We start from the raw sequence: 25,121 nt of genomic DNA, 5'->3' as shown, positions 1-25,121 counted from the left end.
GTTATTGCTTATCCTTCTTCAAATAGTAAATCGTATTTGTCATTGAATTCAAAACAAAAATATCATCCCCTGCAAACGTTAATGTTTCTAAACCCATAAGTTCATCTAGCTCTCCTTCAAAACGATAAACAGTAGTGATATAGTTGCCTTCAAGGTCATAGCGGTCGATTGAAAAGTACCTTTTACTGAACATGTATAAATGCCCTTCGTGAGACTCAATGCCTCCCGCAGTATATTTATAAGGAAGTTCATATACGTCTCCTATCTCATTATTCTGCAAAATTCTCAGCAAATAATTTCTCCCACTTTCAAAGCTTAAGCCTTCTTCAACCTTTTTATATTCTCCTTCGGACACAAAGTATAGATAATCATCTACACTAACAACATGTCCGGATATACTTTCCCCAATCGTTTGAACAGATTCATCTTCAGAGATGGCAATAATCGTTGCCCAAGATTGATCCATTGTTTGTGTGGATACATAAACAGTATTGTTCAGGTAGACAATATCGTGCAATACACTGCTTTTAGGCGAATAAGGAAATTGATCAACTCGGTATTGCTTTACATATTGATCATCCTTATTGATGACCTGGACTCGGTTATTTCCCGAATCAACGACATAAATGTTTGAATCCTCGTCAGCTGTAATCCCGGTTGGTTTAATAAACTGCAATAGGCCATTGCCTGCCTCGCCTATTGAACGAATAAGATTCCCTTCACGATCAATAACTACGATGCGATCATTACCTGTATCCGTTATGTACAAACTTTCATTTACCCATATCATTGATGTGGGGTTGTTAAGAGCAAGCTCCTCTTGGAACTTTCCTGTTATTGTAAATTCAGGTTCCTCTATCAGTTCAAGAGTGTCCATATTAGTGGGCCATTTATTAGAGTTACTATTAGAACTACAACCAAACAAGACTGTTAACGCCGCCAATATAGCAATTAGCTTTATCATTTTGGCCATCTTAATCATACCTTCCTCATAACATACTATTTTTGAGCAGGTAGAAAAAGCGATACACATCTTTAAAATACTGCTCGTAAATAAATTTAAAATCAGTCAGCTGCTCTCCTCCTTCCTATACCATAAGACTAAGCAGAGTTGATTTCGTTACAACTAATTACAAAAAATTGGCCCTGGCATGCTGGCAACACCATATACGATTATCGATTTGCTCTAATTGATCTTAATCCAATTTAAAAATGCAATGAACGTTTTTGTCGTACTATGTTGATTTTTACCCTCGCACGCATTGATACTATCAACTATATGTAATAAGTGTTATTTTTTTACTCATAGATGTTTTCTCCGAAGCGTGACATCTAATCATCTATGCTCCAATGTGGATAGTATAACTGGTGCAAAGTTTAGGCTCGGATGTTTAGTTTAAAATCCAGCGCTTGCCTCGCGTCAGCTCAAAGGTAGCTCTACCGTAACGGCAAGCCTGCTTTGCTTAATGACAGCAGAGGCGCGACCGCCCATTTGCTCAGCCAACAGCCTGACAATCGATAAGCCCAGTCCTGTGCTTTTACGGCTAGTGTGATGACTTCCTGTATAAAACCTGTCGAACAAACGATCAGTCTCCAAATTAGCTGAATTCGTTACAGCGTTGGCAAAGGTAAGGCTGGCATAGCCTTGCTGCACCGACAGCTTCACATGAGTGCTTCCGCTGGCATGCTGGATGCTGTTGCGAACAAGATTTTGCACAATCCTTTTGCACATTTCCTGATCGGCATAGACAAAAACAGCCCCGGTTTCCTCTATAGAAACAAACAGCTGTCGCTCTTCTATTTGCGTAACAAACATCGCAATGCATTCAATTGCTAGATTGGTTAGGTTAATCTTCTCCAGATGAAGCTCCGGCTCTGCACTGGTTAAATAAGAATACTCGAAAAATTGATCAATTAATCGTTCCAGCTCTTTCGCATGCTTCTGAGCAAGGCTCAGCTTCTGTTTCTGCTCCTCTGTCAGCGGCCCTTTTTCCAGCAGCTGCTGATAGCCGCGTATTGCAGTTAAAGGAGTTCGCAAGTCATGCGAAATGTTGGAAATCAGCTCTTTAAATCGCTTTTCCTCTTGAAAGCTTTCAAGGCGGAGCATTTCCTCCGCCTTTAGACATTTATTCATATTTGCGACCAAATGATTAAGCTCTGCATTCATTAATTGCAGGCTAATCGGCTGATTGGTATGCTCGCTCAAACGCTTTGCCAGTTGTCGGTTAATATGACGTAATTGCAGCTGGGAATAAAGCACGAACAGCAACGTTATAATAAGTCCCAGGCTTAATAGCACAACTGCAATTATCATCTTTCATACCGCCTTCCGTTATTTAATTTCCGCTTTTCTAAATAAGCTGTAGGAAATCGCCAGCATAATCGCGATAAATACAATACTTACCGCATACGTTTGGAATATTTTACCTACACCATCCGCAACGGTGAGAAAAACATGATCCCCCCCAAACGGAGTTAATCCATAGATTCGGTCAAACGCTAAAGAATTGCCTCTCCAGCTGCTAAACTGTGCGGCTACAATCGTAAAGCCATAGTAAATCGCCACGATGAGCACGGGCTTTCTTAAAACAAATGCAAGCGGGATGCAAATGCTTAGCTGCGCTATATAGGTCATCAAGGTTGCCAGCATAACAAGCACAAGCTTGCCGATGTCCGCTGCAGTAAAGTCCATGCTGGAATGCGAGGTTAAAATATTCAAAAAACCAACCGCCACAGAGCCCATGTTAAACTGCTGCGGAGTCGAAAGCGCCACTGCTGTAACAATAATATAAGGAAGCAGCAGGCAGGCAGCGGCGATGCCGTACACGACAGCTTTGCTAAAAACGATGCTGCTGCGGCTAATTCCCGCCGATATCGCGCCATGAACCGTCTTATTGTCGAAATCTCCGCATATGAAGATGCTTGCTAAAACTGCTCCAAGAATGCTGATCACATTTACATCAGAAAACATAAAGCCAATGCCAGCCATATCTCCAGCTAATTGCCCCTGCTGTACAGCATAAGCAAATACAGCAACTGCAATAGCACAGATTGATGTAATAGCCAGCAATATTTTATATCCGAGCGATTTGCGCAATTTATACAAATCAGCGACCATCAAATTAAACATTGCCGTCACCATCCCCGATAACTGAAATAAAGTATTGTTCAAGCGTATCTCCTTCAAGTGAAAGATTGGTAACGAAAATACCGTGCTCAAACAAAACCTTGGCAACCTGTTCCTTTTTATCCAGGTAGTCATACAGCTTTACGGAATGATCAGGCATAACCTTGTACTGGCTCGTTTTAAGCTCCATTTCCAGCACGCTGACAAGCTTTTCCGGCTGGTCGCTGCTAATGAGCAGATGATGCTTGCAGTTCTCATCAAGCTGAGCCTGTGTTAAAGCTTGTTTAATTTCGCCCTTATGAATAATAATATAATCCGTTGCCGTCTGATACAGCTCAGGCAGATTATGACTTGAGATGAGAATGGTCATTTGCCGTTCCTCGCTCAGCTTTTTAATAAGCTGGCGAATTTCTACAACACCAAGCGGATCAAGGCCATTGATCGGCTCATCTAAAATAAGCAGCTCGGGATTGCCAAGCAGCGCCAGCGCAATACCTAATCTTTGCTTCATTCCTAGCGAGAAATTTTTCGCCTTTTTACTGCCCGTATCGGCTAGCCCAACCGTTTCCAGCAATTCCTGCTCCAATTCCTGATTGGGAATGCCGCGCATTAGACGATAGAGCCTCATATGCTCCTTTGCTGTCATCGACGGCACAAGTCCCGGGTGCTCAATTAAGCAGCCAACTCGTTTGCGCTCTTGTTGTGCCTGTTCGCCGGTATGTCCAAACAGCTCGATTGCTCCACTCGTCGGAAACGTAAGGCCTGCGATCAAGCGCATCAAGGTTGTTTTGCCTGCGCCATTTTGTCCAATTAGGCCGTATATTTTGCCTCGCTCCAGCGTGACTGTTGCTTGATTTAGGGCGTAAGCGCCGCGATAGCTCTTCGTCAAACGATCTGTTTTCAGTACATGTTTAACCATATTCGTTCCCCTTTCCCTTCTATTTAGCAGTGTAAGGCTCAAAGGTTTAGAAAAGGTTAAGAAGCGACGATAAAATGTGTGGAGAGCGATAATTTACTGCTTGTACAGCCGATAGCCCAACCCCCATACCGTCTCGATGTACGCTTCATCTGGATTCGCTTTTTTCAGCTTGTTGCGCAAATTGCTAATATGTGTCTTAACAGCATTATCGTCACCCAAATACTGCTCCTGCCAAATCGATTCGTACAAATTGGCTTTCGTGTATACCTTCCCCTTATGCTTGATCAGCAGCTCCAATATCATAATTTCCTTAGCCGTCAGTTCAAGCTCAATCCCGTTCACACAGGCTCGCTTGGTCAAATCGTCAAATAGCAAGTCTTTATAGCGAAACTGCCTGTTCTCAACTGCATGCTTGCTGGAGCGCCGCAAATTCGATTCGACTCGCGCTGCTACCTCGCCCAAATCAAATGGCTTCGTAATATAATCATCGGCGCCAAGCTTAAGCAGATCAATTTTAGTGCCGACTAATCCTTTTGCCGAAATAATAATAACTGGAACAGAAGAAAATGCTCGCATCTCCTTCAAAATTTCATCGCCGCTTTTGTAGGGGAGCATCAGATCGAGCAAGATCAAATCATAGCTATTGCGCTTCATTTCTTCCAGTCCGTCAATGCCAGTGCCAATCGTCGATACTGTATGGCCTTCATCCGTTAATGCCTCATGCAGCATACTGCTGACATCCTCTTCGTCCTCTATTATTAATATCGCTGCCATGGCTGCATGCTCTCTCCTTTCTCTACTTAAAGGCGTCTCACGTTTGCTTTTTGGAATGCTTTGCTTCTTCGTCATTGCTTTCTACGAAACAGTATAGCATGTTAACGCCAAATTGGCTGGTCGAAGTCCAGTGCAATACCGAACTTTAACCAGCCAATTTACTGCTCTGAAAGCATCTATTCAACCTTTAACGCCCATTCCTCAATGCTGAAATCCTTTTTCGCCAGCCCTTCCTCCACCAGAAAGTCCTTCGTTCCGCTAATACGCTTAATGCCTTCCTCGACAAATGACTGCTCTGAAATTTCTGAAATCGGGCTAACCTTTTTCGCCAGCTCTACTGTTGTTTTATTCAAATCTGCAATAAATTGATAGTATTCCTCCTCATGCTGCTGCAAATCCTCAAGTGCTTTCTGTCTTGCTTCATTCCATACCTTCGGAAAGTCCGGGAATTTTTCCAGATAGCTCTCTGCTGCAACTGTTACACTTGTACCATGAAGCTCAGGATGACTGCTTGAGCTGTCAATCAAGGTATAGCCGTCGGCAAGCAATTTATGGGCGGGGAAGCCGCTATTTGTCATTGCATCTACATCTCCGCGCGTCAAGGCCGCCTGACCGTCAGGAGAGAGCATATGAACCAGCTTATAGTCAGCAACGCCTGCTTGCTTCAGCAGCCCGACAACATAGCGATGCATGTAGGAGCCTTTCTGGATTGAAATTGTTTTGCCTGCCAACTCCTCTATCGTTTTAGGCCCTTCAGCCGTCGTTAGCAAATAGGCGATGTTCGTAATGTTGGTCTGATTAATCAGTCTTGTTTTTGCGCCTGATGCATAGGCGATAATTGCTGGCGTGTCGCCCAAGCCGCCAACATCAATGCGCCCGCTGATCAACGATTCGGTTTGATCCGGGCCGTTGGGAAATCCAGTTAGCACGATTTGCTCGATGCCGTGCTTTTTCAGCTCCTCTTGAATGATCCCCTTGTACAGCCCCCAGCCTTCAGCGCCGCCTGGCAAATTCAGCTCATTGCTGCCAATGTAGCCGTAATTCAGCACGGCTGGCACCTCGCTTTTGCTGTCAACTGCTCCCGCTCCCTCTGTGCCTGTCGACGTGACAGCTCCGTTATTGCTTGGCTTGCCTGTCTGATTGCCTGATGCAGCGCCGCCGCATGCTTGAAGCAATGCCGCCGCCAGCAGCATAAGCAGCGCGAATGTCAGCCCCCTTCCTGCAAGATTCCTGTTTCTGCTGAAGCTTATCATATGAATAGACCCCTCTCGGATAGTTGTAAAGAGTATTGAATAAAGGACTGCTCGCTTAAAATTTGGCAAATAGCGACAGACGATACATATAGTCGTGAGCAGCAACTGGCGTTCTGCCTTTGCCCCAGCCTACCTTTTCCCGGTAGCCGCCAATTAGTCCCTGCTGCTGCAACTGCTCCTCCGTAACGCCAATTACTTCCTCTGGCTCTGGCGCTACATATAACGCATCGACAGGGCAATACAGCTCGCACATAAAGCAGGTCTGGCAATCACTTTGCCGCGCAATTACAGGAACATCATCCTCAATGCGCTCAAATACATTGGTCGGACATACGGCTACGCATTGATTGCACTGGATGCAGCGCGATGCGCTAAGAACCTCGATCATACCGCTTCACCTTCCTTGACAAGCGCCTGCTCCTGAACTGCTTCAGGCTTTACCCAAATATGGTCCAGGCCGCCGCTGACAAGACGATAATGCTGATTCTCATCAAGCGACTTATAATCCTCGCGCTTGTGCATCCCCCTTGTTTCAGTGCGCGCCAACGCGGAATTGTACATCCATCTTGCCGTAGCCGTCATCGCCATCGCTTCGCGTGACTTCATGCCTAATGAGGAAGGCTCGATTACAGCTCGATTGCGCTGCTCCTTCCACAGCTCATCCAGGCGCTGCAGCGATGCTTGCAAATTGCCCGCGCTGCGGAACAAATTTTTATCATATGGCGCTACTTCATCCTGCACAGCGTGAATGATTTCCTCCGTTTTATTCGCAGTTGACAGTCCGCCCGTCTGATCAATAGCAGTCGCGTGCTGAGCGGAGGAAGCGCTGCGCAGTGTGCGCTCAGCGGCATGCGGCCCCAGCTTTTTCACATAAGCCGCTGCGCCTTCCCCGGCAAATGAGCCTGAGGACATCGCCCAGGCAGCATTGTGGCTGCCGCCACCCGTAAAGCCCCCGCAAATCAATTCGCGCGTCGCGGCATCCCCCGCCGCATACAGTCCCGGAACCGATGTGGCGCAGCTTTCATCAACAATGCGAATGCCGCCCGTTCCCCGCACTGTTCCTTCAAGCCGCAACGTAACAGGAAACAGATCCGTAAACGGATTTATCCCCTTGCGATCAAACGGTAGAAAGAAATTCGTCTGATTGATGCGCAGCAGCTGTTGAATATCTTGAGGAGCCTGGTCAAGCTTGGCATAGACCTGGCGGCCCTCCAACAGCTTGCGGGCAATAATCGAGCGGCCGCGCTTGGAGCCAGCACCCTCCACTGGCGTTCCATCCTCATAATAGAAATTGGCGTAGGAATAGTATGCCGTTTTCGTTACCGAGGAAAAGGTCGGACTAATCGCATAAGCGTTGGAAAACTCCATGCCGGACAGCTCGGCGCCTGTTTCCGCAGCGAGCAGGTAGCCGTCTCCCGTCAGCACGTTGCAGCCCAAAGCCTTGCTTAAAAATGCGCAGCCGCCTGTAGCAATAACGACTGCCCCGGCCTGAACCGTCCATTTCTCATTCGTTTGGATATGAACGCCAGATGCGCCGCCTACGCCATGCTCATCGACCAATAGCTCCAGCACAGGGCTATGGTCCATAATTTTCACGCCTGCTTTTTTTACAAGCTTGCGCATAAGCCGCATATATTCAGGTCCTTGCAGCCCTTTTTTGTACAGCTCGCCCTGATCATCTCTCGGAAACGGGTAGCCCACCTCTCCTAGCCAGTTCATATTGGCAAATGTACGATCAAGCACTCGATCCATCCAGCGATGCTCGGCTAACCGCCCACCCATTTCATAGCGGCTGGCCTTTGCCTCATCGCGCAGCCTTGCATCGGGCTTAACGTACCAAACGCCAGTGCCGGACGGTGCCGTAGCGCCGCTTGAACCGCAATAGCCTTTATCAGCCAAAATTACCTTTGCTCCTTTGGACGCTGCGGTAATTGCAGCCCATGTGCCAGCGGGACCTCCACCGATTACGAGCACATCCGCCTTTAATTGAATATCTCCCAAAACTAATGAATTTGCCAAATTGAACTCCTCCTTAAATGAACTATGCTTTGTTTTTTCTGCTACCCCTTAAAGCTGTCGCGCCAATTCAGCCAGCGCGCCTCAATTACCTTCATCGCAGAATCGATCAGCTTGCCGACAATCGCAAAAATAATGATGCCGACAAAAATAATTGCCGTATCCGAGTTCTGCTTCGCTTCATTAATAAGGAAGCCGATTCCCGCCTGCGACCCGACCAGCTCTGCAACGACCAGGCCAATCCAGGAGACAGCAAGCGAAATCCGCACACCATTGAAAATATGGGGCAGCGCTGCCGGCAAAATTAAGCGAAGCAGCCGCTTGATCGGACTGAAGCCTAATACTTGGGCAACCTCAAACAGCTTTTGATCCACGTTGCGGATGCCCGTAAATACGTTGATGTACAACGGAAAAAACGCGCCGCTAACAATAATTGCAATTTTGGACAGCTCGCCAAAGCCAAACCATAAAATAATAAGCGGAACGATTGCGAGATTCGGCACAAGCCTTAACACCTGAAAGCTTGGATCGAGTAAATATTGCGCTTTGCGGAACAACCCTGTTAAAATGCCGAATAAGAAGCCGGCCGCACCGCCAATTAAAAAGCCGAGCGCTGCTCGCTCTATACTAACCAGCAAATGATGCAGCAGCTGACCCGAAGCGAGCAGCTCTGCCAATGCTCCAGCAATCGCAAGCGGCGACGATACAAATTGCTCCGAGACAAGCCCTGCTGTCACCGCAAGCTGCCAAGCGGCGATGAGGATGACGGGAACAGCAGCGCCGACAGCTGCATTTTTCAAAAATGCAGACGGCAGTCTGCTTGCCCTGCTCAGCACTTTAGGCAGCGGTACTCTATCACCTGACTGCTTACCGCGCCTCGTCTTTTCTCCCTCTCCTGTGTTTATGCTCCCTCCAAGCTCCTGGCTTACTGTATGGGCTGCAGCGGTTTTTACGGAATTGCTCATCCCGTCTCACCTCCTTTGTTTGTTTATCCAGTAAAGCGATCCTTCCAGCTTAATAAGCGGCGCTCCAGCAAGGTCAACAGCCAATCTGTCGCAAGTCCGAGTATGGCAAACAAGAAAATGCCGACAAATACGACAGGCGTATCAGCAAACTGACGAGCATCCGACATCATATAGCCAATGCCCGAGGTCGAGGCAATGAGCTCTGCTACAACCAGACCAAGCCAGGAAAGACCTGCGGAAAGGCGCGCACCGAGTATGATATTGGGCAGTGCCGCTGGAACAATCAGCTTGACAATTCGCTTGTAGTGGCTGAATTCAAGCACTCGCGCCACCTCATAAAGCTTATTGTCGACATTGCGTATCCCTAGAAACGTATTAATATAAAGCGGGAAAAACGCGCTTTTGGCGATGATCAAAATTTTGGATTCCTCGCCAATGCCAAACCAAAGGATGAACAGCGGAATAATAGCCAGGCTCGGGATCATGCGGACCATTTGAATGGTAGGATCCAGCAGCTTTTCAGCTCGGCGAAATTGCCCGATCAAAATGCCAAAAGCAAGCCCGAGTGCTCCGCCAAGCGCATACCCTGTTAAAGCGCGCAGGCTGCTAATTTGAATATGCTGCCATAATTCCCCTGAGGCAGCTAAATCGACAGCAGAAGCAGCGATTGCATACGGTGTTGGAAACAGCAGCTGCGAAATATAACCGTATTGGCCGAGCAGCTGCCACAACACGAGTACGGCTGCCGGCAAGATGAGCGCCAGTCCTGCCAGCGCCCATTTGCCAGGAGCCTTTTCCTTTTCAATTGCGTAATGACTCATCTCATTCACCACGATTCCATATCATTGTGCTTGCCCAACAACAAAAAAGAGGCATCCTCAACTTCATGAATGAGAATGCCTCCGTTCGAACGGTGGACAATATTAGCTTGTAATCAATTGCAGCTTCTGGACTAGATGCCGGCGCCTTCCGTAAAAGCAAATTCCTCGGTTTGCTCAAAGCGGCTGAGCACCTGCAAGCGCAAGCTTTGAAAAATAGGGGTCGCCTTCTGCCTCGGATAAGGCAGCTCAACAGGCACAACAGCACTAATTTCTCCTGGGCGCGGCTTCAAAATGATAACCCTGTTGGCGAGAAAAACAGCTTCATCAATATCATGCGTCACGAAAATCATCGTAGTCTTATTCGCGCGCCATATTTCCAGCAGCACCTCCTGCATATGAGCACGGGTAAAGGCGTCAAGTGCGCCAAACGGCTCATCGAGCAGCAAGATTTTCGGATTTCTCAGCAGCGCTCTCGCAATCGCTACTCGCTGCGCCATTCCGCCTGACAGCTCCTTTGGGTAAGCTTTCTCGAAGCCCTTCAGCTTAACGAGCTCGATCAGCTCATCCACTCTACGACGCACATCCTTATCGCTCAGCGACAGATCAGAGGCGATGTTTTTCTCCACGGTAAGCCATGGGAACAAGCGATGCTCCTGAAAAATAAACCCTTTGTCGATGCCCGGACCTTTAATCGCTTCACCAGCCAGCGTGACCTTGCCCGTATATTCGCCATCGAGTCCGGCAATAATGCGCAGCAGCGTGCTTTTGCCGCAGCCGCTCGGACCGATAATGGTTACGAGCTCCCCTTCCTCAATCGCAAGCTCAATATCCTTGAGCGCATGCACGATATTTTTGCTTCTGCCAAAGCTTTTGTTCAATTGATTAATCTCCAGCAACGCATTGCCCATCCGCGTTTCCCTCCAATCCCGACAATTCAAACTTGACTTATAGGAATAGTTTTGTTTAAATTACCATCTGATTAAATTTCTGTCAATGCTAATTTTCATTTCTTTGAGATGCTTATTTTTTTCTTATCATATGCGAATCTCTAAATTCTTGCGGGGAATACCCTGTGTAATTTTTGAAAAATCTAGTAAAGGAGGTTGCAGTCTCATAGCCAACTTGCCTTGATATTTCATTAATTTTAATATTTTCATTAACTAGCAGCTCTTTCGCTTTTTGCAGCCTGGCAGCGTCAATAAATTCTGTTAGATTTTTTTTCGTTTCTTGTTTGAAGATTCTGGATAAATACGAAGGGTTTAAGTACACCTGCTCAGACAAGCGTACTAGAGATAAATCCTCGCCAAGGTGATCGATAATAAAGCTTTGAATAAATGAAATAATATTGTCTGCTCTTTTTTTCTGTTCGATTTTCTGAAGCTCAAAAACACATGTCGATATCTTTCTTATATACGCAGCTGCATCGCCCCAACTATAAAAGACGGGTGCGTTGACCAGTTGTATTTCTCCTGTTTTCAATATTACCTTTTCACTCAATCCCCATCGATTGATATACGATAATAATAAGGTGGAAATTGAACAATAAGCTTGTTGCGCTACCAAATTATTTTTGCTTTGCAAACAGCTTAATGGCTGTAAAAGCTTCTCTAATTCTTCAAAATACTTTTCCTTTTGTCCTGATTCTAAGTATTGTTCAAGAAACGAAAGCATGCTAGACGTAGCTAGTGCCAGTAAATTATGCTCTGCTTCGTATTCCTCATCGCCAACACTTTTCGACTTTATTGCAGGTCCACCATTCTGACTCACTTCACGATCCAGTAATAAAATGGTGCTTTCAGATCCAATTCGGTAGTTTAGCAGCGAATGCAATGCGGCGTATTGCTGAGACACCTCGTCCCATCTTGACGGCTTGCTGCCAACCGTAAAGCTAATTGATTGATTCAACTTATCCTGGCAGCTTTGCTGGATGGATTCCAGCATTCCTTTTAAGTATTGTAAAGTCTGCTCATAATCCTCCTCAATTGCTACACATTGAACCTTCTCTCTCGGCTGTATCAATATCGTAAATCGAAAATGATCATCTAAAATAATTACACTTTTTAGATTAAATGATAAATATCTTTTAATAATTTGCCGGACAGAATAAACTTGCTGGATGGTTTGCATATAGCTAAGCTCGACACCGTCAATATCTAATTTACCTACAACGAGGATTACGGGAACATCTGCAGCAATCGGCAAAGACAGCTGGTCAAATTGATCTTTAGTCGCTTGAACATTTGAATTTCCCTTTAACAAGCCCAACAAATAATCTTCCTGAAACAGCTCTAGTGCCATATGAATCTTTTCTTTAGCTTCTCTAATCAAATCGCCCGTTTTTATTTCTTTTCTTATTTTAGATGCTGTATCCTCTACTACTTGTATGACCTTATCAATGTCCTCAACCTTTAAAAGATAGCTTACGTCGGGATGTTGAATTGCTTTATAAATATAACTAAATTCACTATGGCCTGTTAAAAAAATGATTTTACACTGCGGCCAGCTTTTAAAGATTTCATCCATAAGCTGCAGGCCATTAATGTTCGGCATATCGATATCCGTCAGCACAATATCAATACGTGTTCGATGCAGCCATTCAATGGCTTCTTCTCCACTATATGCCTTGTATACATCTAAATCTAAATGCTCCATCCCTCTAAACACTTCAAAAAGATGATTCACAATGATTTCTTCGTTATCTACAATTAGAAGTCTTAACATGGCTACTCCCTCATCCTGGCATTAATGTGCAACATGACCTTAAGCCCACCACGAATACTTCTCTCGACCTGCAAGCCGAATTCATCACCGCAAATTAGCTGTATTCGTCGATGGATATTGTTTAGTCCCGAAGATTCACTCATATGAGCTTGATTAAACTGTCTTTGTAATGACATAAGCTTCTCATCCGTTAATTGCGTTCCGTTATCCTCTACAACAATCGTTACCCTCTCATCGGTTAATTGAAAATATACCAGGATCATAATCGGCCCTCTAGAGTGTTCTGCGGCATATTTAAATGCATTCTCTATGATCGGTTGAACGATAAGTCTCGGCACAATAATTTCTTTAAACTGCTCAGGACTGCTTTCAAATTCAATCGTCAGTTTACTAGGGTAACGCATGAGCTGAATATCGGTATATGTGCGTGCATGCTCAATTTCCTCATATAGAGAAATAAAATCAGAATCATTTTTCGTAATAAATTGAAAATATTCACCCAATAGTTTGGTGAACGGAATTAGATTGTCGTCCTTAACTCTTGCCATTGTATTAATTAAAAAAAAGCTGTTATATAAAAAATGAGGGCTTATTTGCGACTGCAGATGCTTTAACTCTGCTTTCTGCTCAAGAATTTTATGCTTATACACCTGATCAATTAAATTGGATACGTTTTGTACCATGGAATTAAAGCCCTTGTTTAAGTAATCAAATTCATTGTTTTGATTCGCATCTACTTTCACATCAAAGTTCCCTTTTTCTACGCTGCGGAAGGCTTTGACCAGCTCCTTCATAGGACGATGAATGAGCTTATACGTATAGGCATAAATAAATACAACAAGAAGGATGACCACTCCAACAAATATCCAAAGCCATACGCTAAAGCTTTCAATTGGAACAAGAACGACGTCCTTCGGAATGAATCTGAACAGCACCATATTCAAATAATCAGATTTCTCAGCAATAACGAACGTATCCCTATAGCTCGATATTTTCCCAAGCTTGATATCGCTTTCATGATTGGAGAAGGATTGAACTACATCGACAAATGGTTGTGGCGTGTCCTCGCTATGTATCATAAGGCCATTTGTCATATCTAATAAAATGGATCCACTGTCCGGATAAGTATCGAACTGCTTTAAGGCTTCACGAAATACGGACGTATTTAATTCAATTTCAATCATATATAGCGGGCTTAATCCCATATTGCCCATTAAAAAAGTAGTAAGATGAAGGTTCCCATTATACATAATTAATTGAGCACCCTTCATCCCCTCAGGTATACGAAGCGATTCAAACTTGTCAGTGTTTAAGGCGTTAACTGATTTCTTGGAGGTAATCGTTTTTTTTATCGGGTAAATATGTGCACTAACATCAGAAATATACGCATTGCTATTCTGAATGGAAACGAGGCGATGATGTAATTTCCTTATGCTTTCTATCGTTTCATATTCATCCATAATCGAGTGCCTGATCGCAAGCTTATTGAGATCCTCATCGTTCAGTACATCATATTGTAATATTTTTATGCGATCAATTTCCGCTTCCAAGCCTTCTAGGTAGAACGTCGTTTGGGCGGTTGTCGATTTAAAAATTTCTTCCTTAACAGTTTTCAAGCTCCAATTATACATATTGCTCCCTAACGCAGCTATTACGATAATTGCAGCAAAAAATGTTGCCATCAATCTTACAAAAATGCTGGATCTAATCGCCACCCCCTCCTTTATACAAGAATCAAGTTTTCCGTATTATCCCTTAACACTCCCTAAAACCATGCCCTTGACAAAATACCGCTGCAGGAACGGATATACGCACAGAATTGGCAGGGCGCCTAAAAATATTTGCGCTGATTTTAACGTTTTATCGGAAATTTTAGCCATAATCTTGGCTTCTTCAGGCGTTAATGTTGTAAATGATTTTTGCACAACAATCGTTTGGATATAGCTTTGCAACGGGTAATTGCCCGGATTGTTCATATAAATCAAGCCATCAAACCAGCTATTCCAATGTCCTACTAAAGAGAATAATAGTATTGTAGCAATGGCTGGCATCGATATCGGAATGTAAATGCTCCATAATGTTCTCCAATGACCAGCACCGTCTATAAAGGCAGATTCACTTAGTTCCTTAGGTGTTGTTCTAAAGAAATTCAATAAAATAATTACACTAAATACAGGTACCGCGCCTGGCAGAATTAATGCCCAAATCGTATCAATTAGCCCTAATTCCTTTACTAGCATATAGGTTGGAATTAAACCGGCGCCAAAAATCATCGTAATAAAAAATGTCCATGCGTAAAAGGTTCTAAGCCTGAACTCGCTCTTTTCCTTTGATAAGGGATAGGCAATCGTTGTCGCCAGAAATACATTGATTGCTCCACCGATGGCAATTCTCTCTAAAGAGATGAGCATCGAATCCCAAAACGCTTTACGCTGTGCAACAAACTCGTAGGAGGTTAACGAAAAATCTTTGGGCCAAAATGTTACCGTTCCCGTAGCTGCAACTGCGCTTGATGATAAGGATATCGCTAAAATATGAATCATTGGAAGCACACAGAGGGCAGCAACCAAAATGAGAAATATATTGTTAATGACAAGAAACCAGTCGATCTTTTTTTTGATTCGCATTACGACACCTCCTAAAAAATTCTGTAATCAGCAAATTTATAAGCACAATAGTATGACGTCGACACTAACACTAGCGCAATGAGTGATTTAAACAAGCCTACTGCAGTTGCTACACCAAACTGTGCATCCAGCAAGCCGATTCGATAGACAAACGTATCCAGTATATCGCCGCTTTCATAAACCATTGGACTATACATATTAAAGATTTGATCGAATCCGGCATTTAATAGATTCCCCAGACTCAGCACCATTAGCAAAACAACGACCATCTGAATTCCAGGCAAGCTAACATGAAGCGTCTGCTTCCATCGGTTAGCCCCGTCAATTTGAGCCGCTTCATACAAATTCGGATTAATGCCCGTCAACGCAGCGAGATATATGATCGTTCCGTAGCCAAAATCCTTCCATGTGTCCGTTACGATCATCGTCGTTGGAAACCACTTATTGTCTCCCAAAAAGAAGATAGATTCCAAGCCAAGCTTATTTAAAAATGTATTAATTAGGCCATCTGTCGGCGAGAGCATATCGATAAAAATTCCGCCTAGCACTACCCATGATAAAAAGTGCGGCAGGTAGATCGCAGTTTGAATGCTTCGCTTCAATAGTGCGTTCTTCATCTCATTTAAAAGTAATGCAATAACGATAGGTACAATCAAGCCCAAAATGACTTTCATAGACGCAATATAAAAGGTATTCCACATAATATTGCCGAAGCTAGGCAAGTTCATCACATATTTAAAATTGTCAAGGCCAATCCACTGTTGATCCCCAAAAAGCTTTTTAGCTGGAATAAATCGCTGGAACGCTATAATAATCCCAGCCATAGGAACATAGCTGAAAATAATAATAAAGATAAACCCTGGCAATATCATGAGATTTAACGGCAATTCCCTCTTAAACTTTTTTATACCCATTTCAATCACCTTTTCCTATGGATTGAGAAGCTGGAAAGCAAGGAGCAGTTCCTTGCTTTCCATTGAAGAATTATTTAGTTGATGCATACCACTCATTCACTTCATTCGTAATATCGGTACCGCCTACTTTATACCAGTTGTCTACGAATTTATCGAATTCATCTAAAGGAACCGCACCCATAATAATTTTCACAAAGGTTTCCTTCTCCAATGCTTCTAGCGTGGACAGCCTTTCAGCCATTGTTTCTGTTGGCGGTCCAGCAAACGCTTCATACATGAATAGTTCATTGTCCATGTAGTTGACGCCATGTCTGTAAACACCTTCTGCACCATAGATTTTCGGCCAGCCCCATTGCGACGTATCTCCATTTTCAAAAGCTGTAATGTTGCGATAAATAGCTAAGGCTTCTCCCGTTAAGCTGTCAAAGCTATTATTTTTTCTTGCCTCTTCGATCTCCTGGAATGCTCGAATATTTTTAAATGCGGAGGCTGGCTGTACTGGAGAATACTTCCATACTCCTACACTATCATTAGCTGCTGGCATGTAATAGTAGTCGAAATCACCTGATTCGCCCCAGTTAAGCTCTACATGCAAATTAAACATTTTGATAAGCGCTTCAGGATGCTCGTAGCCCTTTCTTACTACCCAATAGCTGTCGGCTTGGAAGCTTTGAGGAGAAAGCGCTGGTTTATCATCAATTGAAACGAGTGCATAGCCTACCCAGTTCGCGCCCGGATCGTTTTGATAATTGCTGATCAGCGGATACATTGGATTCCATTGCGCGCCAAAATCGATACCAATTTTCCCGGCTGCAATGCTCTCAGCTACTTTTCCGCCATCTTTAACGCCAAATTCTTTATCCAGCTGTCCTGCTTTGTACATTTCGGATAATACCTTGAGTGTTTCCTTTACTTCAGGAAGCGTGCTGCCCCATACTAAATTGCCTGCACCGTCATCGATCCACATATTCGGATAAGCATGGTAGCCTGCAAAAAATCCATCCAGGCCCATTGCACCGCCGTATAAATCCTTCGTTATCGCCAAGCCATACGTATCATTTAAACTGTTGTCGTCCGGATCCTGTGTTGCAAACGCTTCCGATATTTTCAATAAGTCCTGCATGGAGGTTGGCTCTTCGAGCCCCAGCTTATCCAGCCAATCCTTGCGAAGCCATAAATACACACCGTCGCCGTAAACATCTGCCTTGCCAATTCCCATGATCTTGCCATTCACTGTAGCCGAGTTAAGCACAGCCGGTCCTTGCTCAGCATATAGCTCCTTTAGATCATCAGACGCATACTGTTCCCAATATGGCGTCAAATCTTCAATCATATCTGCTTCAGCAAGCTGTTTCATTTGTGCTGGCGTTACTCTAAGCATATCCGGTAAATCACCAGACGTTAGCGTTACGTTCATTTTTTGTGTATAGGCATCGCCGCCGCTAACGGTCCAATCATAGACGACATTTATACCGAGTTTTTCTGAGAACGCTTTCAACCATCTGTTGTCTTCAACCGTCTCTCCTGGTGTCTTCGGAATAATATTGTCCTGCATGTCATTATCAACATCGCGTGCAAATCGAATTGTGATCGGTGTTTCATACTTTCCAAAAGGATCTGCATCTCCTGAAACTGATGCATTCGAATTGCTGTTGCTCGAATCATTGCTGCTGGTGTTATTGTTGCTTGCGTTAGTCTGAGCCGGCGTGTTTGGTTCCTGCTTGGAATTGCTGCTGCATGCAGTAAGCACGCCTGTTGTAACCATTAATAAAATCAAAATAACAATTGCTTTTGGGAAATATCGCTGCTTCACATTCATACCCCTCTTTCAGTTTTTATTTTATTAAAGCTCAATTTAAATTTTACGTAAGCAAGGGGTACACGTATATTTACTATTTATTACAATAATATCATCTCTTTACATGATGCGTAAGACGATGCTTTCACTTTTTTAGATGACTATCATTTCTTTACATTTTGCTAAGCATTGTATTACATCAGGTTTATAATTTGTTATTGAAAAGCCGGATTCTCAATTGAACCCGGCTTTGTTTGCTTCTTATTATTCTACGCCTGCGTGATCAGCTGAATGATGGGAGCTGGATCTCGACTGTTCAGCCTCCAGCGTTCTTAACCCGGCTTCAAGTACAGCAATGATGCGGTCTGTATCATAGACGCAGCCCTTCCATGTGCCGCCGCTAGCTGCCTGCAGCGCTGCCCATAACCGGGTGTCATCAGGCAAATTAGCATCCTCGCGAATTTCAGCATGCATTGCACGACTGTTCAATATGTCCGTTCCTGCGGCTGAAGTATCCGGTGTCTCCCCGCAGCCTACCATATTGATTTCCCCTTCCAGCTTACGGGTGTCGATCCGAATGTCAATCCAGTCGCCGTTACGCAACCTGCCGATCGGCCCTCCTGCGAGAGCCTCGGGCCCGATATGCCCAATGCAGGCTCCCGTAGAAACACCGGAGAAGCGCGCATCGGTCAAGAGCGACACATGCTTGCCATACGACAAATGCTTTAATGCTGAGGTCAGCTGATACGTTTCTTCCATTCCAGTGCCTGACGGTCCCCGACCAACTAAAGCCAAAATATCACCTGCTGCGATGCCGCCTGTTTTGATTGCCCGGATGGCTTCTTTTTCGGTAGTAAAAACCTTCACTCTTCCTATATGTCGGAATACTCCGTCCTTATCAAGCATGTCTGGATCAATCGCTGTTGATTTAATGACCGAGCCTTCTGGAGCTATATTGCCGACAGGGAAGGTCAATGTTGGTGTTAATCCTGCAAGCTTGGCCTGCTCAGGGCTGTAGATCACAGTGTCGGGATCTATTCCCTCTTGCTCCCGAAGATACGCTCGCATTTGCTTGCGGCGCTCTGAGGCTTCCCACCAGTCCAAAGTTTCTGACAACGTTACGCCTGAAATCGTCATTACTTGCTCCTCCAACAGTCCAAGACGTCTTAGATGGAGCATAACCTCAGGAACACCTCCTGCCAGAAACAGTCGGATCGTTGGATGAGGAATAGGGCCGTTGGGCAGTACACTGACTAATCGTGGAACAGCGCGATTAATGCGTGCCCATTCGGCAGCATCAGGAACCTTTAAGCCTGCTGCTTGTGCAATTGCTGGAATATGAAGCAATAAATTAGTAGAGCCTCCGAAGGCGGCATGCACGACCATCGCATTTCGTATAGAGGCATCGACAAGCACATCAGACATCGCAACACCTTTATTGGCAAGCTGCATCGCGGCACGAGCAGACTGACGCGCCATCTCCAGCCATACTGGCTGACCTGAAGGCGATAATGCAGCATGAGGTACAGTTAAGCCAAGCGCCTCCGCAACGACCTGTGCTGTTCCCGCTGTCCCAAGAAACTGGCAGCCGCCACCCGGTGTAGCACAGGCACGACAGCCTAAATCCGCAGCTTCTTCTAGCGATAATTCGCCATTCGCGTATCTGGCACCTATCGTTTGAATTTTGCCCGCATCCTCGCCATGAGTAGGCGGAAGCGTCACACCTCCCGGCACAATCACACCAGGAATATGCTTCATGCCTGACAATGCCAGCATCATTGCTGGCAAGCCCTTGTCACAGGTTGCCACGCCAAGCACAGCTGCGCGATTCGGCAAAGAGCGGATCAATCTTCGCATAACGATTGCTGCATCATTTCGATACGGTAATGAATCAAACATGCCTGTCGTGCCTTGTGAACGACCATCGCAAGGATCACTGACATATCCCGCAAAAGGAATATTTCCGTACTGATTAATTTCATCTGCTGCTTCGCGCATTAACAGTCCAATTTCCCAATGACCAGTATGATATCCTAATGCAATCGGCTGACCATCCTCAGAGCGTATTCCGCCCTGCGTTCCGAGCAAAAGAATTTCCTTTCCATTAAGTCGATTTGGTTTCCAGCCCATGCCTACATTTTGGCTCCAACCAAAAAGATCGCCGCTTGGCGCATGCATCAGCATATCATGCGTTAACGGCAAGACGCCTTCAGGACCAGGTGCATGAGTCGTTATGTTAAAGAACGCTTTATTTTCGTGCCCCATGACATGATGAAGAGGATCATTCATTGCACATCGCTCCTTATGCTATGGCTTGATAAATACTGTTTTTATCGCCGTATAAAATTCAATAGCAGCCTGACCTTGCTCACGTGAATGAGAGCTTGAATTTTTCATGCCTCCGAATGGAGCTTGCAGCTCGACTCCTGCTGTCTCCGCATTGACACGGACCAAGCCTGCCTCCGTCTCATTAATAAAAGCAAGCGCTTGTTCAATGTTTTTCGTATAAATCGACGCGCTTAAACCATACTGTGTATCATTGGCCAGCGTAATCGCTTCTTCAAAGCTGTCGGCCTTAATTAACGTTAGCACTGGTCCGAATACTTCCTCTTGAGCAATCGTCATATGCGAGGTCACTTGATCAAAAACGACAGGCGCTATAAAATAACCTTGCTGCAGGCCGGAAGCTTGCAGCTGCTCTCCGCCGACTACCAGCTCTGCCCCCTCTGCTACGCCTTTTTCAATATATTGCAGTACCGTTTCATACTGTTTTTGATTTGCACATGGCCCGAGCCATGTATCACCATCAAGCCCGTTTCCAACCTTTAATTGCTTGACTCTTTCAATTAATAGATTTCGGAAAGCATCATAAATCTCTCGAACAACAATGACTCTGCTAGTAGCTGTACACTTCTGTCCAGTGGACCGCAAGCCGCCGCTAATCGTTGCTTCTACGGCAAGCTCCAGATCCGCATCCGCTGCAATAATAATCGGGTTTTTCCCGCCCATTTCAAGCTGATATTTGGCTCCTCTTGCTGCAGCGGTTTGACCAACAAGCTTGCCGACAGCGTTAGAGCCTGTAAATGTAATGCCCTGAACCTTGTTATGCTCCGTTAATTTTTGGCCAATTAGCTTCCCTTCGCCAATCACCATATTCAGAACACCTGCAGGCAGCCCCGCTTCATGAAAGCACTTCATCACTAACGCAGCCGTTACTGCTGTTTCGCGTGCAGGCTTCCATACTACTGTATTGCCATAGATCAAGGCAGGCGCGATCTTCCATATCGGTATCGCAACTGGAAAGTTCCAAGGAGAAATAACGCCAATAACGCCTAATGGTACGCGTGTTGTATACATAAGAGCCGAAGGATCGCTTGCAGGAATAACATCTCCAACTGAACGCATGCCTTCGCCAGCATAATATCTTAATATTGCAACGCCTCGCGACACTTCCCCCTTCGCTTCTCCTAACGTTTTGCCCATCTCTCTTGTCATCATTGTGCCGATCAGCTCTATGTTTTGCTCCATAATGCTTGCGACTTTATAAAGGAGATTGCCTCGCTCTGCTCCTGCCAGGCTTCGCCAAGCTTTACGTGCGCCAGAGGCAGCAGATACGGCAGCCTCCAGGTCCTGCTCATTCGAATCCGGAACATGACCTACTTCCTCTGTTAAGTTGGCCGGGTTTTTATTCACAATATAGTTTTCGGAAGTCGGCTTGTGCCAGCCTCCATTTATATAATTTTCAATCGTTACTTGTGCTTCGCGTGTCATAATCGCGCCTCCTAATATTAATTTACAAGCTTCGTATCTAATTCGTGCTCATAGACCGCAACATTAACGAGCGTACCTATTTCCTCAATTTCAATCTCAATGATGTCGCCTGATTCTAATGTAAACTGATTGGGCGGAACGAGACATGTACCTGTAAGCAGCACCGTTCCTGCGAATAGCTCATTATCTTTTTTCAAATAATGAATAAGTTCATTAAATTTGCGCTTCAATTGATTCGTATTCGCTTGCTCATCCACCACTTTTTCACCGTCTCGATAAATTCGGCAGGCGATTGACAATGAATACGGATCGTCCAGCGTTTCTGCCAATCGTATAAACGGGCCGATAGAGCAAGAGCGTTTCCATATTTTAGCCTGCGGCAAATACAACGGATTTTCACCTTCAATATCGCGGCAGCTCATATCATTGCCAACAGTATAGCCAACAATGACACCGTTTTCATCGAGCACTAAACCAAGCTCGGCCTCGGGAACTTGCCACGTTGAATCACTTCTAAGGCAAACCTGATCATTATGACCTACTGTGCGGGATGAGGTTGATTTCATAAACAATTCCGGGCGAGGCGCATCATACACTTTATCGTAAAACGTCGTGCTGTCCAGCCTGCCCTCGGTTGCTTCGTAATTTCTTGCTTCTCTGCTGCGTTGATATGTAACCCCTGCAGCCCATACTTCTGGTGCGTCTACAGGTGTCAGCAGGTGAAGCTCCTCAATAGACTTTGAGATCGGTGTCGCTTGCGGCAGTGCGGAACGGATATATCCTTCCGCTGTCTTTCCGCTTTGTCGAGCTGCGTTGACAAGCTCCATTACATTCGATTCCTTCAGTTGATACAATTGTCCTTGCTCCACCAATGCCCCTAAATAAATATTGCCTTGATCACGATACCGGAAGATCTTCATAATAACCCAGCTCCTGTCTTTTGTTTTATAATATAAAACAACGTTCTTGTATTTCCACAAAATAAAGAGGGAGAAGTGTATTATCTCCTACCCTATCTCTCTGTAGCCTAACCCGTTAGAAATAAGCTTTGACGTCTCTACTAAACGTAAAACCAAAGCCTGCAGCTCCTGCTCATCGACTGTCGTCACTAATGTGGACATGCTAATTGCTGCTACAACCCTCCGACTATGATCATACACCGGGGCGGCAATACAGCGTACTCCGATTTCATTTTCTTCCCTGTCATAGGCAATTCCTGTTTCTCTCACCTGATCCAGCTCCGTTAAAAACTCTGCCTCGCTAGTAATCGTATTCGCAGTTTGAGTGGAGTATGTATAATTTGCCAACAGCTTTTCGCGCTCAGCCTGCGGCATATATGCGGCAAGAATTTTACCAACTGCACTGCTATGAAGCGGAACTCTGCGACCAATCCATGAATAGCGAATCGCAGCCTTGCTTCCTTCCACTTTATCGATGTACACGCCTTCAGCACCATCTTGAACTACTAAATGCACCGTTTGTCCTGTTTCTTCAGACAGTCTTTTCAGATGCCCATTAGAAACCTCTCTTATATCCAACCCTCTTAACAATAGCTGGCCCTTTTCTAACAATTTCATGCCGAGTCTATACAGTCCATTTTCATCCTGTTCAATATATCCATGTAATTGAAGCGTCTTAAGAAGAGAATGAACAGTGCTTTTATGCAGGCCGAGGCGTTGACTGATCTCAGTAATTTTCAATTCTCGATGCTGATCATCAAATAAATCCAGTATATGAAGCGCCCTGTCCAGCGACTGAATAATCGGCAATTGGCTCACCTCCCTCTTGTTCTATATTATAAAACATGGTTTTATATAATTTTATCAAATGATTGAGGCTCTCGTCTACAGTTTAAATCTGATCCGATGCATTTGTAATAAATAACAGGGATGACTTCGCACAATGTCCAAAGCCATCCCTGTTTCTATAATACGATTGGCAAATGCCTAATACCTCGCAACGATCATTTTTTTTCTTGTATAGAACTCTACGCCGTCCTTGCCGTTGGCGTGCAGATCGCCGTAGAAAGATTTTTTATAGCCCGAGAACGGAAAGAACGCCATTGGAGCAGGCACGCCGACATTGATACCCAGCATGCCTGCGTCGATATGCTCGCGATAATGACGAATCGCCTTCGCACTATTGCTGTACAGCACGCCGCCGTTGGCAAATTCCGATTGATTAGCGAGGGCAATCGCATCATCAAGCGTTGCGGCTCTTACAATCGATAGTACAGGAGCAAACACTTCATCTCGCCAAATTTTCATTTCATTGGTCACATGGTCGAAAATGGTCGGGCCAATAAAGTAGCCGCTAGCCATATCGCTTGCCGCTTCTCTTCCGTCCAGCAGCAGCTGCGCTCCCTCCTGCACCGCAGCTTCAATATAGCCGATCGTTCTCTCCTTGTGGCTTTGGCGAATAACAGGCCCCAGGAAGTAATCGCCCTGACTGCCGTCTCCGATAGACAGCTGCTTGGCCGCTTCAATCAGCTTCGCGATCAATTGATCGGCGATATCGCCGACTGCTACAACAACTGAGGTTGCCATGCAGCGCTCGCCGGCCGAGCCAAACGAAGCATTAATAATTTCCTTTACAGCCAGATTCAAATCAGCGTCAGGCAGCACGATGGAATGATTTTTTGCGCCAGCCAATGCCTGCACTCTTTTGCCATGCGCCGCAGCCGTTTTGTATACATATTCCGCAACTGGCTGTGAGCCGACAAAGGAAATCGCGGCCACAGCTTCATTTTCGAGCAGCTCATTTACAACATCATGCGAGCCGTGCACAATGTTGAGCACACCAGCCGGCAGTCCGGCCTGCTCCAGCAGCTCCGCTAATTTGCACGCTAAAATCGGCGTTCTATCGGACGGCTTCAATACAAAGGTATTGCCGCAAGCGATCGCCAGTGGAAACATCCAGCACGGAACCATCATCGGAAAGTTAAACGGCGTAATGCCGCCGATCACGCCGAGCGGATAGCGGTACATGCCCGACTCCAGGCCTGTGGCAATATCAGGCAGCACGCTGCCCATCATTAAAGTAGGCGCTCCAGCAGCAAACTCGACGCATTCAATGCCGCGCTGCACCTCGCCATAAGCCTCGCTGTAGCTTTTGCCATTTTCAATGGTGATCAGCTTGGCAAGCTCCTCCCAATGCTCAACCAGCAGCTGCTGATACTTGAACAAAATTCGCGCTCGGCGCGGCACCGCCGTATTTTTCCACGCTGGAAAGGCAGCCTGCGCTGCTTGAATTGCCTGCTGCACCTCAGATCTTGTTGAATGAGGAACCACGGCGATCGTTTCGCCGGTTGCCGGATTAGGAACCTCTTCTACCGTTTCACTGGCAGAAGCGACCCAATGGCCGCCGATATAATTTTGAATTTGCGTAATCGTTGACATGATGATTGCTCCCTTCC

21 protein-coding genes are annotated in these 25,121 nt (G+C 45.3%); all 21 read right to left on the bottom strand.

Annotated elements, in window-relative coordinates; genetic code table 11:
- Position 1: 1 nt before the first annotated feature.
- The 21 genes from KJS52_RS10305 to KJS52_RS10205 all read right to left on the bottom strand — a co-directional run bounded on the left by KJS52_RS10305 (position 2) and on the right by KJS52_RS10205 (position 25,104).
- On the bottom strand, positions 2–973 hold the full coding sequence (locus KJS52_RS10305) for an NHL repeat-containing protein (protein WP_213514678.1): 972 nt from the start codon (positions 971–973) through the stop codon (positions 2–4).
- Between the two features lie 447 nt (positions 974–1,420).
- Positions 1,421–2,314, bottom strand: coding sequence for a sensor histidine kinase (locus KJS52_RS10300; RefSeq protein WP_213514677.1), 894 nt, complete (start codon positions 2,312–2,314; stop codon positions 1,421–1,423).
- An 18-nt stretch (positions 2,315–2,332) separates the two neighbouring features.
- The gene (locus KJS52_RS10295; protein WP_246563407.1) at positions 2,333–3,172 is read right to left on the bottom strand and encodes an ABC transporter permease; all 840 of its coding nucleotides are present in this window, start codon (positions 3,170–3,172) and stop codon (positions 2,333–2,335) included.
- Entirely contained in the window at positions 3,123–4,046 is a 924-nt protein-coding gene (locus KJS52_RS10290) for an ABC transporter ATP-binding protein (RefSeq protein ID WP_213514676.1), read from the bottom strand. Before KJS52_RS10290 ends, KJS52_RS10295 begins: the two co-directional genes overlap by 50 nt.
- Before the next feature lie 93 nt (positions 4,047–4,139).
- Positions 4,140–4,820 carry a response regulator transcription factor gene (locus KJS52_RS10285; protein WP_213514675.1) on the bottom strand — a complete coding sequence of 227 codons (681 nt, stop codon included), beginning with the start codon at positions 4,818–4,820 and terminating at the stop codon, positions 4,140–4,142.
- A gap of 176 nt (positions 4,821–4,996) precedes the next feature.
- The gene (locus KJS52_RS10280; RefSeq protein ID WP_213514674.1) at positions 4,997–6,073 is read right to left on the bottom strand and encodes an ABC transporter substrate-binding protein; all 1,077 of its coding nucleotides are present in this window, start codon (positions 6,071–6,073) and stop codon (positions 4,997–4,999) included.
- A gap of 55 nt (positions 6,074–6,128) precedes the next feature.
- On the bottom strand, positions 6,129–6,461 hold the full coding sequence (locus KJS52_RS10275) for a 4Fe-4S dicluster domain-containing protein (protein WP_213514673.1): 333 nt from the start codon (positions 6,459–6,461) through the stop codon (positions 6,129–6,131).
- Entirely contained in the window at positions 6,458–8,092 is a 1,635-nt protein-coding gene (locus KJS52_RS10270) for an FAD-dependent oxidoreductase (protein WP_213514672.1), read from the bottom strand. Before KJS52_RS10270 ends, KJS52_RS10275 begins: the two co-directional genes overlap by 4 nt.
- 41 nt (positions 8,093–8,133) lie before the next feature.
- Positions 8,134–9,054 carry an ABC transporter permease gene (locus KJS52_RS10265; protein ID WP_213514671.1) on the bottom strand — a complete coding sequence of 307 codons (921 nt, stop codon included), beginning with the start codon at positions 9,052–9,054 and terminating at the stop codon, positions 8,134–8,136.
- A 23-nt stretch (positions 9,055–9,077) separates the two neighbouring features.
- Entirely contained in the window at positions 9,078–9,875 is a 798-nt protein-coding gene (locus KJS52_RS10260; RefSeq protein WP_213514670.1) for an ABC transporter permease, read from the bottom strand.
- Positions 9,876–10,006: 131 nt separating this feature from the next.
- Complete coding sequence (locus tag KJS52_RS10255) at positions 10,007–10,783, bottom strand: ABC transporter ATP-binding protein (RefSeq protein WP_213514669.1); 777 nt, start codon at positions 10,781–10,783, stop codon at positions 10,007–10,009.
- A 112-nt stretch (positions 10,784–10,895) separates the two neighbouring features.
- On the bottom strand, positions 10,896–12,596 hold the full coding sequence (locus KJS52_RS10250; RefSeq protein WP_213514668.1) for a response regulator transcription factor: 1,701 nt from the start codon (positions 12,594–12,596) through the stop codon (positions 10,896–10,898).
- A 2-nt stretch (positions 12,597–12,598) separates the two neighbouring features.
- Positions 12,599–14,311, bottom strand: coding sequence for a sensor histidine kinase (locus KJS52_RS10245; RefSeq protein WP_213514667.1), 1,713 nt, complete (start codon positions 14,309–14,311; stop codon positions 12,599–12,601).
- A 33-nt stretch (positions 14,312–14,344) separates the two neighbouring features.
- Positions 14,345–15,223, bottom strand: a complete 879-nt coding sequence (locus tag KJS52_RS10240; RefSeq protein ID WP_213514666.1) for a carbohydrate ABC transporter permease — start codon at positions 15,221–15,223, stop codon at positions 14,345–14,347.
- An 11-nt stretch (positions 15,224–15,234) separates the two neighbouring features.
- Positions 15,235–16,137: an ABC transporter permease gene (locus KJS52_RS10235; protein ID WP_213514665.1), complete on the bottom strand. Its 903-nt coding sequence runs from the start codon at positions 16,135–16,137 to the stop codon at positions 15,235–15,237.
- A 70-nt stretch (positions 16,138–16,207) separates the two neighbouring features.
- A complete protein-coding gene (locus KJS52_RS10230) occupies positions 16,208–17,950 on the bottom strand; it encodes an extracellular solute-binding protein (RefSeq protein ID WP_213514664.1) in 1,743 nt (580 codons plus the stop codon).
- Between the two features lie 249 nt (positions 17,951–18,199).
- Positions 18,200–20,224 (bottom strand): YjhG/YagF family D-xylonate dehydratase, encoded by a 2,025-nt coding sequence (locus KJS52_RS10225; RefSeq protein WP_213514663.1) that lies wholly within the window; start codon positions 20,222–20,224, stop codon positions 18,200–18,202.
- Positions 20,225–20,242: 18 nt separating this feature from the next.
- Entirely contained in the window at positions 20,243–21,706 is a 1,464-nt protein-coding gene (gene gucD, locus KJS52_RS10220; RefSeq protein WP_213514662.1) for an alpha-ketoglutaric semialdehyde dehydrogenase GucD, read from the bottom strand.
- Positions 21,707–21,723: 17 nt separating this feature from the next.
- The gene (locus KJS52_RS10215; RefSeq protein ID WP_213514661.1) at positions 21,724–22,626 is read right to left on the bottom strand and encodes a fumarylacetoacetate hydrolase family protein; all 903 of its coding nucleotides are present in this window, start codon (positions 22,624–22,626) and stop codon (positions 21,724–21,726) included.
- Between the two features lie 87 nt (positions 22,627–22,713).
- The gene (locus KJS52_RS10210; RefSeq protein ID WP_213514660.1) at positions 22,714–23,475 is read right to left on the bottom strand and encodes an IclR family transcriptional regulator; all 762 of its coding nucleotides are present in this window, start codon (positions 23,473–23,475) and stop codon (positions 22,714–22,716) included.
- A gap of 177 nt (positions 23,476–23,652) precedes the next feature.
- The gene (locus tag KJS52_RS10205) at positions 23,653–25,104 is read right to left on the bottom strand and encodes a CoA-acylating methylmalonate-semialdehyde dehydrogenase (RefSeq protein WP_213514659.1); all 1,452 of its coding nucleotides are present in this window, start codon (positions 25,102–25,104) and stop codon (positions 23,653–23,655) included.
- Between the last annotated feature and the right edge of the window lie 17 nt (positions 25,105–25,121).

This window comes from Paenibacillus montaniterrae, from assembly GCF_018403185.1.
Lineage (GTDB): Bacteria > Bacillota > Bacilli > Paenibacillales > Paenibacillaceae > Pristimantibacillus > Pristimantibacillus montaniterrae.
Note: the sequence above shows the minus strand (reverse complement) of the source record. Positions and strands in the feature narration are given on the sequence as shown.